This is a genomic window from Scytonema sp. UIC 10036, assembly GCF_009725235.1.
This window is the reverse complement of sequence record NZ_WJFC01000028.1, coordinates 42,202-56,645: the sequence shown is the minus strand read 5'-3', so window position 1 is coordinate 56,645 and position 14,444 is coordinate 42,202. Positions and strand designations below refer to the sequence as shown.

Below are 14,444 nucleotides of genomic sequence, written 5' to 3'. Positions count from 1 at the left end.
CGTAAATTGCCAACTGAGCGGTGATAGTCATTTTACTTTCACTCCAATTGACTAAAAGCCAACAACTTGAAAGTCTTCTCTATCAATGACCTCAATTATGTGTTGGGTGGGGCTGATAAAAATCCACACTTCATCTGAGTCATTGCCAAAGTCTGCAACACTAACAAATTGACAGCCACTAACCCAAGGTGCGCTCAATCCCTCTTGGATATCCCTAACTTTAAAGGATAAATTTTTGAAGGCTTTTTCTAAAGACGGGAGTGGTACCCAATCATGCTGATGCAATCGAAGTGCTTCAGAATTAGTTTCTAGACAAGCTGTTAAGTGCTTTACTAGTACCTGCTTTTCCTCGATGCTCCAATCCTTTACCGCCTCGGCGAAACGATTGCGATCGCATTCCGTAAGCTGCTCAATCTCTTGCCAGTTAACTGCCTTTTTGAGTGAATCGGAAAGGCTAGCGTCATCTATCTCTGGCTTAGCTATATGGTTATTTAGTTTTGCTTGTGCGACCGCCTGTTCGTTTGCAGGCCTTTCAAGTTGGCTTTCGCTAACTGCATCATTGCTGGAAAACATTTCATCTATCTGCTGTAAGGGAGTATCAGAGCTTGCGGGAATATTGAGTGCAGCAGTTGTTGCGATCGCCTGTTCTTCAATGTTCAACTTTGTATGAGTATTAGCTTGCTTATCATCAGCAATAGAGACGAGAGGAGAGGGAATAGCGATCGTTTCTTGAGAAGTAGAAGTTTCTGGTGCGATCTCATTCTTTTTGATATGAACGTTTGGTTCTGCTAGAGGTTCAGTATTGCTAGTCGCAATCGGCTGGTTTGTCCTTTGAGCTTGATATTGGGAAACAGCTTCACGCAAAAATTGCGTCTGCGATACTCCATCTTCCACAAAAATGCGCTCTAAGTTCGCGATCAGTTCTTGGTCATGAATTTTAGCGAGCTGACCATATCGCTTCCCACCCCCTTTTTCTCGTTTCAAAATTGAGCGGGGATCGGATGCAGGCTTTGATGCTTTAGCTGTTTGACGTACTTCTTTTTGGAGGGCGGATAGTGTAACTTGGGTTAACTCTTCCACATTTTTCATTGCTTCCCATACCAGAGCATTGCTTGGAGTGGTCAACGAGAACATCATTGTCCCCAGTTCCGCCAAATCTTCAGCACTGAAGCCGTGGGTCTTAGCTAGTTTTGCCAGCTTAATGAGCTTATCTGCTTCTTTTTTCTCCTTTCCATGCTCTCCTAGCAACGCCCTATATTCTTTTGCACTGAGACTCTCTTTGCGTTCTAAAAGGAAAAAGGCATATTTTAGCTCGGCAAATCCCGCCAACTCAGAATATTCAAAACCTTCACATTCAACAATGAACTTTTTCTCTTGGGAGGGAGCATTCGCGTGGAGTACTTGCATATGTTACTGTGGTAGTAGTTTTGATTAGTTGCGCTTCCCAATCGGGTTGCGCGTTTTCATTACATTTATTATAAGTATTGGGTGTTACTCATTTTTTGTTGACCTATTAGATTTTATCGAAAAAATTGTTATGAGAGACGACGTGACTCTATGTACCAAGAAGAAGGCTGGCAGGAAGTCAGTGCTTGGGATCAAACATGGTGAACACCCCATAACCTTAAAATTACCAAGCTGGTTAAAGGATGTTCTTACGGAAAATGTTCCCAACAAATCCAAATTTATGCGCGATGCCATAATCGAGAAACTGCAAAGAGAGGGAATCCTGGAATCGGAAAACCCTCCGAAGGCGGGGTAACTATGGTTGTTGGTGGTGTAGTATGCGATCGCTTCAGTAACTGACATATCAAAATCTTTTACGCTTTTATTAGCAAGAAGGCAACTTTTCACTTTTCTTCAGTGGCTAGAGAGATACTGAAGAGCGCGAAATCGTAAGCCCATCAATCGGTTGTAAAGAGGATTAATGCTGCATAAAGAGGGAATGTTGATGGCATATCCCATCAATACCAACCAGATGCGACAAAATCTTCTGGGTTCTATTGCTTCTGTGGGCAAGTTATTTTGCATGATTTACCTTTAATGTGAAAACTGTACATATTAAAAGATAGCACTTTTTTCATTTTTAGCATGACTTGCATTATTAAAATTTTTAATGTAGTAAGTGCTAAAGAAGGATCGCGTGCTAAAGACGATAAAGTAGAAAAATGGCTAATTCTCCGACCCGAACTACGCTCAACCTATCAGACCTAAGCGATCGCATAGAACGTCTTCGCTCTGATTCTGCTTGGAAAATTCTTCCTCTATCAAAAAAGGTGATAGTTCTTTTAACCGAGTATTTAAACTTACTAGAATCTGAAAAATCCTTACAAAAGAAAGACAGTACCGACGATTCAAACAGCCAGCGACCAAGCGATGCTGATTACATTAGCGCGGCTCGTGAGGTAGGAATATCAGAAGAACTAGCATTGAAACTGCGCGATCGCCTATTTAACGCAAAGTAAGATATGCCAAATTTTTAGCATTTTACCAGCTTTCAGTTATCTAGTAGATGATAATGCATCGCGTGATGCATTATCATCTTTTCTGAGAATCGTCATCATTACTCTATCCACATGAAAAAACTTACTTGATAGCTGCCACATTGATGATTTATACAGTAATTGAGTGAGACTGTATTTGCGCTATTTCCAAAACCCTTGCTAACCAATCCTCTGCTTGCTGGATGACTTTAGTTTTTTCTACGGAATCAAGCCAAATTTTGTCCCAATGAAATAGCCAGCGTGTCACAACACGTCCTAAATCAACCAATTCAGCAGCTTGGTCAATATCCACCTGTACCATGTCTGGAACCGTCCACTCGATAAAATACCTACTTTCCTTGGCAAGATTAAGTATCGATTCCTGATGCCCAACTCCTGCAAATAAGTTTTTAATTTGAGCTAAATTTTCCGCCAACTGATTTAGGCGGGTAGGTATATCATTTTTGATAAAACTTTGTTGCTTTAAGGTAAAGTCTGTCATAAATTTCCCAAGAACTTGATAATTATTTGAGTGACCCTTTCTCTAATATTAGGATCTATTATTTCCAGCTCAATCTCTTGCCATGCGAGACATCGGGTTACGCGGACACCCTAATCCAGAACCACCAGTGCTACGAGAGCGATCGCTGTTTACCCGGTAGAAGCGGTCAAAAATCCTCCCTAGCTCGCACGATCAAGCTAACAATAGTTCTGCCGCTGCACTATCCAATGCTGTAACTGAAGGTGTGACAGAGCGTGTTGAAGTCAAAACAGCCGATATGCGTCAGTTGCCTTTTCCGGAAAACTACTTTGATGTTGTGCTCTCAAGTTGGGCGATTCATAACTTGGAAGCAGAAACCGATCGCAAAAAAGCACTAGATGAAATTATTAGAGTTCTCAAGCCTATTGGTCTGGTCGTCCTGGCAGATATCGTTTATCAGGTTGAGTATGCAAAATATTTTAAGCTTCATGGCATGACAAACATCCAACTTCATAACAATGCAATCCAAGATGTAATTCTTAAAGCACTGACGCTTATCCACTATTCGCTTTTTGTTGTCGGCTATTTTGGCGAAATTGGTAATTTACTGAAAATATACTCAGCAGAGTGCAGAAGATCTTTCTAGCCAAGCTAAATCAAAAAACGGCTTGCTCATTCTCATTTAGCGATCGCGTTAATATATACAGTTGGCTTGCGACGAACAAATAATTTTTTAGTCTTTGCTATTCTCAAAGTAATGCTCGGTGGAGTTCATGCCATAGAAAACTTAGTTAATAGGATAACATAAACAGACTACTAGAATCCACCTGGGCTGTTCCCAAGCAGAAACTAAAGATAAATCCAAACGCTTCATGATTATGCAGCAAGAAACAGCAGCACAGATACTACTCCGCACTGCTCAAAGATGGTACACAATTCGCCACTTAGACTCAGCTACAAGAAAACAACTTATGGCGATGACGAAAGAAGAGTTTGAAGCCGAATTTGAGAACTTAGCTAAACCAGTAGCTTGATTTCCAGTATCTTACCATTAAAAACTTTTACAAAATCAACTAATTCTTTGTAGATTGGTTGTTTATCTGCCCAAGATAATTCGTTCCAATAACCAATGTTTTCAAAGCAGGTAGTTAGCGTTTTTACCAATTCAATGCTTACCTGCTTTGCTGTAACCTCTTTTTGCTTCAGTACTTGTATCTCTAGCAAAGTTTGTTCAATTGCATTTTGAATAATTGGATTTTGTGGCAATAACTTCAGTGCTTTTAATTGCTCTTGCCTAGCGATCGCGTCTGGATCGTCCTCTTCTTTTAACGATAAATTTGCTACTGTGTATTTTTTGATTTCTTCATATCTTGTCGCTAGTGCAATGTCAACAGCTGAAATAATATCTGGTAGATAAGCGCTAATCTTATTACTACAGAAAGCGTCTCCTAGATTATCGTGTTTTTTACACCGAATTCTGTAAGTCTTCCACTTATGCTTCAAACAAAAACATTTATACCCGCAGTTATTACAAATGATTTGACCTACCAAGGGTAATGGCTCTTTAGTACTATTCTTATTGTTGCCGTAACTGTACTTGTGTCGATTGTCTTCCAATTTTTTCTGTATAAATTTAAATTTATCATTAGAGAGTAGCGGTTCATGAGTATCTTGATATACCTCCCACTTTTCAGGATTGCCTAGATTGCCTCGCATGTTGTAAGCAGTATGTCCTCGCAATACTGGACTAGTTATCCAATACCTCAACCCAGCTGCTGTCCATGAAATTCCGTAAGTTTCTAGTACATATTGTGCGGTACTTCTTAATGTGGCGTTGCCAGATAAAAAATAGTCAACGATCTCAGATGCGATCGCCCAGTTAGTTTTACCAGACTCATGCAGCGTCATGTCTGGTGCATATTTCTCGTCAACCCGCTTATACCCAAAAGGAGGACGAGGGGCTGCTTTCTTTTGTTCCCGGAAATAGTTCAACCCGTGCCTAATCCGATCCGAAAGTAACCTCGATTCAAATTCTGCCAAACCTGCCATTTGGTTAACACTGAACCACCCAAAAGGCGATGATGGGTCAACTGGAGCATCCAAGACAACTAATTTAACTTTATACTCTTCGAGGGTTACAAGCGTTCGATGAATGGTAATTACGCTTCTTGCCAATCTGTCAATACGAGTGATAACAACCTCACTTATTTTTCCTTGCTTGCACATAGCAAGCATTTTGTTAAATTCCTTACGCTTATCTGACCGTCCACTCTCAATATCTGAGAATATCAAAACAGCACCCGCCTTCTCGATACGGGCTGTCTGTTGTTCCAACGCATTTCCCTCATCCTGTTCTCTGGTACTAACTCTGACGTAACCTACTCGCATAAACGATCGTTAATAAACTGTTTCTTTTGTTAATCATACTCCACCCGTTTGATGCTACACAGCAAAGCTCAAACCACCGTATTACACCTTGCTGCTGAGCGCGGCGCAGTAGAAGATTTAGAAATCGAAGAAGTAATGCTCACTGGCTTCCGTGGTGTTCGTTGTGTAGAATCTGGTGGTCCTGAGCCTGGAGTAGGTTGTGCTGGACGTGGTATCATCACTGCCATCAACTTCTTGGAAGAAAACGGTGCTTACCAAAACCTAGATTTCGTCTCCTACGACGTATTGGGTGACGTTGTCTGTGGTGGTTTCGCAATGCCAATTCGTGAAGGCAAAGCTCAAGAAATTTACATCGTGACCTCTGGTGAAATGATGGCGATGTACGCTGCAAACAACATCGCTCGTGGTATTCTCAAGTACGCTCACTCTGGTGGTGTACGCTTGGGTGGTCTGATTTGTAACAGCCGTAAAGTTGACCGGGAAATCGAACTCATTGAAACCTTGGCAGAACGCTTAAACACCCAAATGATTCACTTCGTACCTCGCGACAACATCGTTCAGCACGCTGAATTGCGCCGGATGACTGTTAACGAGTACGCACCCGACAGCAACCAAAGCAATGAATACCGCGCATTAGCTCAGAAGATCATCAACAACGACAAACTCACAATCCCCACACCTCTAGAAATGGACGAGCTAGAAGCTCTACTCGTAGAGTTCGGTATCCTCGACGACGATACCAAGCACGCAAATATTGTTGGCAAACCAGCTTCCGAAGTTCCTGCATAAGCAACTCAATAGAAGTAGGGAATGCTTACAAAGGTGGGCTATCTGCCCACCCAATCCTCAAAGATGAAAGTATGAAAGATAAAAAATAAAGTATGAAGAATAAAGGATGCAAAACTTTTTAGATTTCATACTTCACACTTCATACTTCATACTTCATAATTCATACTTCATACCGCGTCTTACCAGTTACTAGCCACAGGAAACACCATGACATACACAGAAGGCAAAAATAACGCAGAAAATAAGGTAGAAGAACATAAAGAGCTGATTAAAGAAGTTCTTTCTGCTTATCCAGAAAAATCCCGCAAAAAGCGCGAAAAGCATTTGAACGTTCATGAAGATGGTAAGGCTGATTGCGGTGTTAAATCCAACATCAAATCAGTTCCTGGCGTAATGACCGCTCGTGGATGCGCTTATGCAGGTTCTAAGGGTGTGGTTTGGGGTCCTATTAAGGACATGATCCACATCAGCCACGGTCCAGTTGGTTGTGGTTACTGGTCCTGGTCTGGTCGTCGTAACTACTATATTGGTAAGACTGGTGTCGATTCCTTCGGTACCATGCACTTCACCTCCGACTTCCAAGAACGCGATATCGTGTTTGGTGGTGACAAGAAGCTTACCAAAATCATTGAGGAAATTGAAGAACTCTTCCCCCTCAACCGTGGTATCTCCGTTCAGTCTGAGTGTCCTATCGGTTTGATTGGAGATGATATCGAAGCTGTTGCTAAAAAAGCTTCTAAACAAATTAATAAGCCTGTTGTACCTGTACGTTGCGAAGGTTTCCGTGGTGTTTCTCAATCTCTCGGACACCACATCGCTAACGATGCTCTCCGCGACCATATGTTCCCTAGATTCGATAAGGCTAAGAAAGAAAATACTTTGTCTATCGAACCCGGTCCTTATGATGTAGCACTTATCGGTGACTACAACATTGGTGGTGATGCTTGGGCTAGCCGCATGATCCTTGAAGAAATGGGCTTGCGTGTTGTTGCTCAGTGGTCTGGTGACGGTACTGTTAACGAGTTGGTTAACGGTCCTGCTTCTAAGTTAGTGCTCATTCACTGCTACCGTTCAATGAACTACATCTGCCGTAGTTTAGAAGAATCTTACGGTATGCCTTGGATGGAATTTAACTTCTTCGGTCCTAACAAGATTGCTGCATCAATACGCGAAATTGCATCTCGCTTTGATGAGAAGATCCAAGAAAACGCTGAGAAAGTCATCGCTAAGTATACTCCAGTGATGAATGCGGTGCTTGAGAAGTATCGTCCTCGCCTCGAAGGCAAGACAGTCATGCTTTACGTTGGTGGCTTGCGTCCCCGTCACGTTGTTCCCGCGTTTGAAGATCTTGGTATCAAAGTTATTGGTACTGGTTACGAGTTCGCTCACAACGACGACTACAAGCGTACTACTAGCTATATTGATGGCGCGACCATTATTTATGATGACGTAACAGCTTTCGAGTTTGAAGAGTTCGTCAAGCACATGAAGCCCGATTTAATTGCTTCTGGTATTAAAGAGAAGTACGTATTCCAGAAGATGGCTCTGCCTTTCCGTCAAATGCACTCCTGGGATTACTCCGATTCTGCGATCGCACTTCAAAGTCAGATAGGACAATATATTTTGAAGGAATAATAAAGTTTAGCCTAACTTTAGCCTAAATTCAAGTTTTTCAGTAATTCAATGATAATATTTTTTGAACAACACATTAGATAAAATGCTTATTTAATCCACTTTATAGGAGTTAATTAAATTTCTATTAAAGAAAAACTGTAAAAAACAAAACTTTTGAATTACTACTTTTTTAGACTAAATATGAATAATTTCAACTATAATTATTGCACATCAACAGACTTTCGCATCCAATTAATTAGATGGAACAATAAATGTAGAGAATACATTAATACTTTTTATGATGGGGACATACAGAGAATATTTTGAATAAGATTTGGAGATTGTGTTGCAAAAGTGGAAGCACTAGCTTTTTCTGGAGTCAATAGTAGTAGTTATCGAGGAATTACTGATAATTTAGGTATATTACAAGCTGCAGCGATTGTATCGATTGAACAAATAGAAATTGAAACAGAATTAAAACAAGGTATTATAATTGAAAGCCTAACTAACGCGCCCTGGAATGTAATTGAGCAAACAGGTCAAGATATTATCTACAAGCGCAAAGGCGCTGCCACCTCGCTAATCGAAGGTATTATAGGAGAAAGTCAAGCAAGAGGGTTTGGTGGTATTGTAAAAGTACTTACAATTGAAAGAGCTAAGGAGTTTTATCAGAATGTTGGCTTTAGAGAAACCGATTATTCCAGAGAGTTAATAGTAACCGAGTATACAGCCAATACAGTTTTGTCAGAAATAAAGCAGCGCCGTCAACTACAACCACTTGATTAACCAGAAATCCTAATGACTCATTATCCTACTCCCGAACAACTCCAACGTTGGGCAAAATTAGATGAATTAGAAGCCACAGCTTTTGCTGGTCGAGAAATTTCCCAACAAGAATTTATTTCACTAGTACAATCTGTACTAGATGGTAGCAATTTGCTTAAGCATCTAGCAGAAATTAAAGAACGCCGACAACAATTAATGAAGGAGGTAGCTGAACTTGAAGAATATGAAAAATGGTTAGAAAACCATATTCAAGAAACTTTAGGAGAACGATAATAAATTTTTAAATACTTAAAATTTAGATTAAGAGTTATGAATGCTAAGGTTTATCTTTGAGAAAATGCCAACCTTCGGAATTTCAAATCACTACGCGCACATAACTGGGATAAACAATTGCGTCCAAACGCGATCGCGATGATGATTAACAATATCAATATCCTCCATCCCACCCAAGATGTCGCGTCGCACAGTAGTAATCAGACAACCAGAAGGCAATGTTCCATCAACAGTGAGTAATTTCGGATTTGTGAACTTGTAAATTGCAATACGGTAATACTGCTAGATGCTAGCAGTTGCAGGGGATGACGATTTATGGTCTTTCATATAGCTGCAAGCCATGCTATGATTACCACCGAAGAATATTGCAGCAATTATCGCCGTTGTAATAATTTCCGCGTCACTCATTTTACGTCGGCAATTTTTATCATGTCCAATCGCTTTTAACAAGTCGTCGATGATAGCATAGATGGTAATTATTTCATTAAGCATATTTCCCCTCCTCACTTTTCTCTCTAGAGGGAATTTTATTGCTTAATTGACACAGGAAACTACCTGAATTTGTAACTAGCAACTTGGGTTACTACTGCTGATTCTCCCAGAAAATTAGAGTTAAAGCGATCGCTACGTAATTAACCGGCAGTATAAACCTGACATTGACTTTGCAATACCAAATTACAGCCGATTGATAGTTAACCTCCAGGATTAGGAGATTGGAGCTTCTGGCTTGAACATTATGTTGATTATGCTCTGTAGATTGTGCTGAAAGATGATTGAACTCTGAGAAATTGAGTGTAGAAAGATGAAAGGTAAATGAACAATAAATTATGGATTTCTCAACAAACTCTCATTTAGGATAAAGATGGGTTAAGCTAATTTATGATGTAAATTCCAACACAATTTTCCCTCGTGTTCCTCCTCTTTCTAAACGCTGGTGCGCTTGAACTACCCGATCCCAAGGTAGTATTGAATCGATCGCTGGACGAAGCTGAGTGCGATCGATGAGTTTTGTCAAAGCATCTAACTTGGCTCGATACTGGGGCGCAAGAACAAAATGGATAGTCAAGTTCTTGCCCCATGCTTTAATCAGTGATTGCGGAGTCGCAATATCTACAATACTCACAAGCCGACCAAATGGGCGAATAATTTCTAGGCTATTCTGAATAGTCTCACCTCCGATCGCATCTAAAACTAAATCTACACCCAGTCCATCTGTTTCTTGAAGAACAACTTTCACATAGTCTTCATTTTTGTAATCGATGGCTCGATCTGCACCAAGTTCTCTAACAAAATCTCGATTTTTAGAACTACAGGTTGTAATAACATATGCCCCCATTGCTTTCGCTAATTGAACCGCGATTGAACCAACTCCACCAGCACCAGCGTGAATGAGAACTGTTTCACCGACTTGTAAATTCCCTCTAGTTACTAGACAATCCCAAGCTGTTCCTCCTGCAAGAGGAAAACAAGCGGCTTCAATATGTGATAGATTAATAGGCTTAAAAGCAACAATAGCTGCATCAGCAACATGATATTGAGCATAGCTACCAAATTTCCCAAAAACTTGCGGCGAGTAATAAACCTCGTCTCCCACCTTGAACTCTGTCACTGATTCCCCAATTCTCAAAATTCTCAGCATCACCAAATGCAGTTAATACAAATGCTTGCATGGATTTCATCAATGCTTTTGCCTCCTTGTTCTAAAATTAACGGAGAGGGTATTTCGATACCACTTAGTGTAGATCGGTTCTCTCTGACCTCGCAAGTCAGCACCGTTTGGTAAGGTAGTTACCGTTTAGTAGCAAATGCAGACATCACAGCCTCGAAGCTTGAAAAAAAATTTCTCTACTTCACAGCCAAATGTTTCCCATATTGTGGAGCACACACTTGGATGCAAATGGATGTTAGAAGTTTTACGTTTAATTCGCATAGGAGTTAACCGCCCAGGAGCAATGACTCGTGCAACTGAGGGATTAACAACTAAGGTTTTAAATGAACGGTTATCGGATCTCGTTAATTTTGGTATTGTTGAGAAAGTTGCTTATCCTGAGATTCCACCACGTGTAGAGTATGAATTGACTGACTTTGGCTCCCGTTTTGTTGAAATTCTGGATGTTATTGATAAATTAGAAGAATATCGTCAAAATCAACGCTAAATCTTTATGTTCGTGATGAAGCGATCGCTCCACGAGGTAATTTAAAAACTGGCGTTGCTGCTACAGGAGTGAGCCATACATCCCATGGTTCCAAAGCAGAGTCAATTTGAACAGTGAAGCGATCGCACTTGGTGAGAGTCTCAAAATATTCTGTTAAGCTGGAATTTAACTGAATATGTAGCTTGCGATTGCTGCAAATTTTATCTACTTTTCATAGTTAGGGCAAAGTGAGGTGTTATGAATACGGAAGCACTTTTTTGGACTGTCGAGGAAGTTGCCCGCAGAGCCAGAGATTTTTACGAAAATGGCATCCGTTCCTCTGTCGAACATGGAGATAATATCGGCAAGATGATTGTCATCGATGCTGAAACTGGCGAATATGCGAGCGATAAAATTGGTGTGGAGTCAGGATTAAAGTTGAAACAGAAAAACCCTAATGCCAGATTATTTACCATGCGAATCGGTTATGATGTCGCTGTCACCTTCGGTAATGCTCCTATGGTGCGTACAGTCGAATGATTTACGGCAGAACGAGAGAACGCAAAGCAATGATTCCCGTAACCTTTCCCCTACCCGAACAGGCAGATTTTTCCCTGGATTTTGTCATCGATACTGGATTTAACAAGAAGGCAATGGATGTTGGAAATTACCAACCACTTTGTTAAGTTCCTCAGCGATCGCCAACAATTCCATCTCTCGCCATCGCTTCCCAACAATTTGCAGTCCAATTGGTAAACCATTTTGAGTCTGCCCGATGGGAATCACTACAGCAGGATGACCGCTGAGATTAAATGGTATGGTGTAGGCTCCATTGGCGATTCCATGAGGATAGAGCTTGCCCTCAATGTCAATAGCGCTCCAAGCTGGACGATGGGTAAAAGCTGGAGTTGCCGCTACAGGAGTGAGCCACGCATCCCATGGTTCCAGAGCAGAGTCCATTTGGGCAATGAAGCGATCGCGCTCGGTAAGAGTCTCAAAATATCCTCTTAAGGTGGGATTGAGAAGTTCGGGTAAAACCCGGCTTAAATTCCCTAACTCTCGGAGTTTCTTGTCACCTTGAGTGGCTGTGCGAAAAAGTAACTCCAAGCTGCGTTGAATATTATAGCGATCTTTGGGTTGGGCGTAGTTGTTGATGTAGGCTGCTATTCGTCCGTAGAGATTCCATACTATCGAGAGATCGAAATCTTTAGGAAGCCAGCGTTCAACACGAGCACCCTCTAGAGAAAGTTTGTGTGCAGTCGCTTGGATTGCAGATCGAATTTCAGAATTCACAGGGACTTCTACCCATTCGTCAATCCAAGCAATTTTAAGGTCTTTTAAAGCCTTACCAGAAGGAGTATCCAGCGAAATAGGCGGAACATCAGGACGGCGAACATCGGCTCCTGCAATTAATGAAAAACAGAGTTGAATGTCTTTGAGCGAGCGGGCAAAACAGCCTACAGTTATCATTTGCCGGAGACAATAGGGCATTCCCGGTACTTCTGGAATCGATCCGGCTGTAGAGATACGGCGATCTGTGGGCTTTAAACCATAGACGCCACAGAAATGAGCGGGTTGGCGCACGGAACCAGCAATATCGTTGCCGATGTCTAACGGTGAAAGTCCAGCAGCAACAGCAGCAGCACTCCCTCCAGAACTACCGCCTGCTGTGTAATTAACATTCCAGGGATTATTCACCCGTGGGAAGAGAGAATTCGTACTCTGAAAATTACCAGCTAGCTCCGCCATATTTGTTTTTCCAAGGATGATGGCTCCGGATGCCCGAAGCCGAGCCACAACAGTTGCATCCTGTTGAGGAATGTAGTCTTTCAGGGGAATGTAACCTGCGGTGGTGCGGAGTCCGGCGGTTTCAAAAATATCTTTAATCGTGATGGGAACACCATGCAAAGCACCCCTATTTTCTCCTCTAGCTAAGGCTTCATCCGCAAGCTTGGCTCTAGTACGGGCGTTATCTTCATCCAACGTGCAAATCGCATTGAGCTTTGTGTTATGTTTAGCGATTTGAGCTAGATAAGCGTCGGTTACTTCAACAGCAGAAACAATGCGATCGCGAATCATCTGAGCTAGTTGATGGGCAGATAGGAAAACTAAGTCGCTCATAAGTCAATTTCTCCTCATTCGTCAAACGCCAAGGCAAGATATAAGTTAATTATATTCACTTTTAGTTAAATACTTTAACTAATTTAGCAACTATGGGTCGTCCAGTCAAGGAAAAATCATTGTCACGGCAAGATGTGATTGCAGCAGCTATCTGTTGCATAGATCGCGATGGAGCATCGGCGCTTGGAGTTAGTCGAGTCGCTCGATTTTTAGGCATTAAACCACCTGCTATTTACAAGCATTTGGAGAATAATGCAGATTTGCAGCGAGCAACAGTCATAGAACTCTGGCGACAGTACTTAACTCAGTGTCAGCAGATGATTGCTGAACGCTCAATCACTCCAGATTTGCTGAAACAGTTGGGACATTTTGCCCGCAACTTTGCCAAAACCTATCCTGCTCGTTATCAAGTCATGATGCAAGTTCAACTTCAGCCTAGCGATCCACAAGCAGGTGCAATTATTCAGCAACTCCTAAACTTCCTTCGCCAAGCTTTGAATGCTTATGATTTAACCGATACTCAGTTAATTGATGTGATGCGAATGTTGAATGCTGCAATTTACGGATTTATTGCCGTTGAGCAAGCAGGGCTAATGACTTTGGAACGCTCTACCGATCGAAGCTATGATGTCATATTGGATGCACTGATTGTTGCGATCGAACACGTTCGACGAGATGATGGTTGACTACTCAAAATATAAAAAATTAAATACGATTACAGCCAAGAGCATTTGTGAAATGGCATTAAGCCACGTTTCTAGAAGATGGACAGTACGTGAAAATTTAGACGTAGAAAGGATAGCCAATATGACATCAAGTGAATCAAACAGTAGCAATGCCATTGAAGTAGATGGTATCCGCTTTGAAACTTTAGTCCCCGAGCAAACGGTGTATCTTCCTAAATACGGGGAAGAAACTCCTATTCAGTTTGGGGTTCGGATTACTAATCAAACATCAACACCATACCGCTTTGATTTGCCCCACGTTTTACCAGAAATGTTAGATCCACAAGGACATACTATGCAAATGGATTTAAATAAAAATGCCACTAGAGAGGTAGAAGAATTTGATATTCCTCTAATCATACCTGGAAAGAGTTTAGATTTTTTAATGAATGCTAAATTTAGTTGGTATAACAAAAATTGCTTAAGGCTTTTAGGTAATGCCAGTTATGGAGGTATTTGGATTTTTTGGAATTTTAAACCCAGCAAATATCAAGTTAGGTTTACTTATGAAAGTTATCTAGCAAAGAAGAAAATGATTACTTTAAAAGAAGGAAGAACTGAAATTGATAGTTTCTGGACTGGTAAAATTATGACGTACTTTGCAGATATACGTCTCAGATAAAACTTCATTTCTTCTACAAAGTTCTGC

17 protein-coding genes and 1 pseudogene are annotated in these 14,444 nt (G+C 41.2%); 11 read left to right on the top strand and 7 right to left on the bottom strand.

The genetic code is table 11. The annotated features are described in order from the left end of the window. Positions 1–51: 51 nt before the first annotated feature. Together F7734_RS15635 and F7734_RS15630 are read right to left on the bottom strand one after the other, a co-directional pair. Positions 52–1,407, bottom strand: a complete 1,356-nt coding sequence (locus F7734_RS15635) for a hypothetical protein (RefSeq protein ID WP_155745581.1) — start codon at positions 1,405–1,407, stop codon at positions 52–54. Positions 1,408–1,860: 453 nt separating this feature from the next. Next, a complete protein-coding gene (locus F7734_RS15630; RefSeq protein WP_155745580.1) occupies positions 1,861–2,031 on the bottom strand; it encodes a Mo-dependent nitrogenase C-terminal domain-containing protein in 171 nt (56 codons plus the stop codon). A gap of 137 nt (positions 2,032–2,168) precedes the next feature. Between F7734_RS15630 and F7734_RS15625 the strand changes: the two genes are divergently transcribed. Then, the gene (locus F7734_RS15625; RefSeq protein WP_155745579.1) at positions 2,169–2,465 is read left to right on the top strand and encodes a hypothetical protein; all 297 of its coding nucleotides are present in this window, start codon (positions 2,169–2,171) and stop codon (positions 2,463–2,465) included. Between the two features lie 148 nt (positions 2,466–2,613). On the opposite strand, the gene F7734_RS15620 is transcribed toward F7734_RS15625, so the two are convergent. Continuing rightward, positions 2,614–2,985, bottom strand: a complete 372-nt coding sequence (locus tag F7734_RS15620) for a hypothetical protein (protein ID WP_155745578.1) — start codon at positions 2,983–2,985, stop codon at positions 2,614–2,616. Positions 2,986–3,157: 172 nt separating this feature from the next. Between F7734_RS15620 and F7734_RS15615 the strand changes: the two genes are divergently transcribed. Together F7734_RS15615 and F7734_RS15610 are read left to right on the top strand one after the other, a co-directional pair. Beyond that, complete coding sequence (locus F7734_RS15615; protein ID WP_347566208.1) at positions 3,158–3,610, top strand: methyltransferase domain-containing protein; 453 nt, start codon at positions 3,158–3,160, stop codon at positions 3,608–3,610. A 232-nt stretch (positions 3,611–3,842) separates the two neighbouring features. Beyond that, a complete protein-coding gene (locus tag F7734_RS15610) occupies positions 3,843–3,998 on the top strand; it encodes a hypothetical protein (protein WP_166481930.1) in 156 nt (51 codons plus the stop codon). Here the strand turns inward: F7734_RS15610 and xisF are convergent. Beyond that, positions 3,982–5,352 carry a fdxN element excision recombinase XisF gene (xisF, locus tag F7734_RS15605; protein ID WP_155745575.1) on the bottom strand — a complete coding sequence of 457 codons (1,371 nt, stop codon included), beginning with the start codon at positions 5,350–5,352 and terminating at the stop codon, positions 3,982–3,984. The two genes, F7734_RS15610 and xisF, sit on opposite strands and share 17 nt — an antisense overlap. Before the next feature lie 39 nt (positions 5,353–5,391). Here xisF and F7734_RS15600 point away from each other — a divergent pair. The 4 genes and pseudogenes from F7734_RS15600 to F7734_RS15585 form a co-directional block, all read left to right on the top strand. Next, a pseudogene (locus F7734_RS15600) lies at positions 5,392–6,141 on the top strand (nitrogenase iron protein); the annotation flags it as partial. Between the two features lie 207 nt (positions 6,142–6,348). After that, a complete protein-coding gene (gene nifD / locus F7734_RS15595; RefSeq protein ID WP_155745574.1) occupies positions 6,349–7,776 on the top strand; it encodes a nitrogenase molybdenum-iron protein alpha chain in 1,428 nt (475 codons plus the stop codon). 333 nt (positions 7,777–8,109) lie between these two features. Continuing rightward, positions 8,110–8,541 carry a GNAT family N-acetyltransferase gene (locus tag F7734_RS15590; RefSeq protein WP_155745573.1) on the top strand — a complete coding sequence of 144 codons (432 nt, stop codon included), beginning with the start codon at positions 8,110–8,112 and terminating at the stop codon, positions 8,539–8,541. A 12-nt stretch (positions 8,542–8,553) separates the two neighbouring features. Then, positions 8,554–8,814: a hypothetical protein gene (locus F7734_RS15585; protein ID WP_155745572.1), complete on the top strand. Its 261-nt coding sequence runs from the start codon at positions 8,554–8,556 to the stop codon at positions 8,812–8,814. Positions 8,815–9,096: 282 nt separating this feature from the next. Here F7734_RS15585 and F7734_RS15580 read toward each other — a convergent pair whose 3' ends face one another. Both F7734_RS15580 and F7734_RS66120 read right to left on the bottom strand, forming a co-directional pair. Continuing rightward, complete coding sequence (locus F7734_RS15580; RefSeq protein ID WP_155745571.1) at positions 9,097–9,306, bottom strand: hypothetical protein; 210 nt, start codon at positions 9,304–9,306, stop codon at positions 9,097–9,099. 385 nt (positions 9,307–9,691) lie between these two features. After that, positions 9,692–10,423 (bottom strand): zinc-binding dehydrogenase, encoded by a 732-nt coding sequence (locus F7734_RS66120; RefSeq protein WP_347566206.1) that lies wholly within the window; start codon positions 10,421–10,423, stop codon positions 9,692–9,694. Between the two features lie 196 nt (positions 10,424–10,619). On the opposite strand from F7734_RS66120, the gene F7734_RS15570 reads away from it, so the two are divergent. Beyond that, positions 10,620–10,970 carry a helix-turn-helix domain-containing protein gene (locus F7734_RS15570; protein WP_155745569.1) on the top strand — a complete coding sequence of 117 codons (351 nt, stop codon included), beginning with the start codon at positions 10,620–10,622 and terminating at the stop codon, positions 10,968–10,970. Positions 10,971–11,207: 237 nt separating this feature from the next. After that, on the top strand, positions 11,208–11,489 hold the full coding sequence (locus tag F7734_RS15565) for a hypothetical protein (RefSeq protein ID WP_155745568.1): 282 nt from the start codon (positions 11,208–11,210) through the stop codon (positions 11,487–11,489). A 99-nt stretch (positions 11,490–11,588) separates the two neighbouring features. Here F7734_RS15565 and F7734_RS15560 read toward each other — a convergent pair whose 3' ends face one another. After that, on the bottom strand, positions 11,589–13,070 hold the full coding sequence (locus F7734_RS15560) for an amidase (RefSeq protein ID WP_155745567.1): 1,482 nt from the start codon (positions 13,068–13,070) through the stop codon (positions 11,589–11,591). Positions 13,071–13,162: 92 nt separating this feature from the next. On the opposite strand from F7734_RS15560, the gene F7734_RS15555 reads away from it, so the two are divergent. Continuing rightward, the gene (locus F7734_RS15555; protein ID WP_155745566.1) at positions 13,163–13,756 is read left to right on the top strand and encodes a TetR-like C-terminal domain-containing protein; all 594 of its coding nucleotides are present in this window, start codon (positions 13,163–13,165) and stop codon (positions 13,754–13,756) included. After that, positions 13,746–14,417 (top strand): hypothetical protein, encoded by a 672-nt coding sequence (locus tag F7734_RS15550; protein WP_155745565.1) that lies wholly within the window; start codon positions 13,746–13,748, stop codon positions 14,415–14,417. Before F7734_RS15555 ends, F7734_RS15550 begins: the two co-directional genes overlap by 11 nt. Positions 14,418–14,444 lie beyond the last annotated feature (27 nt).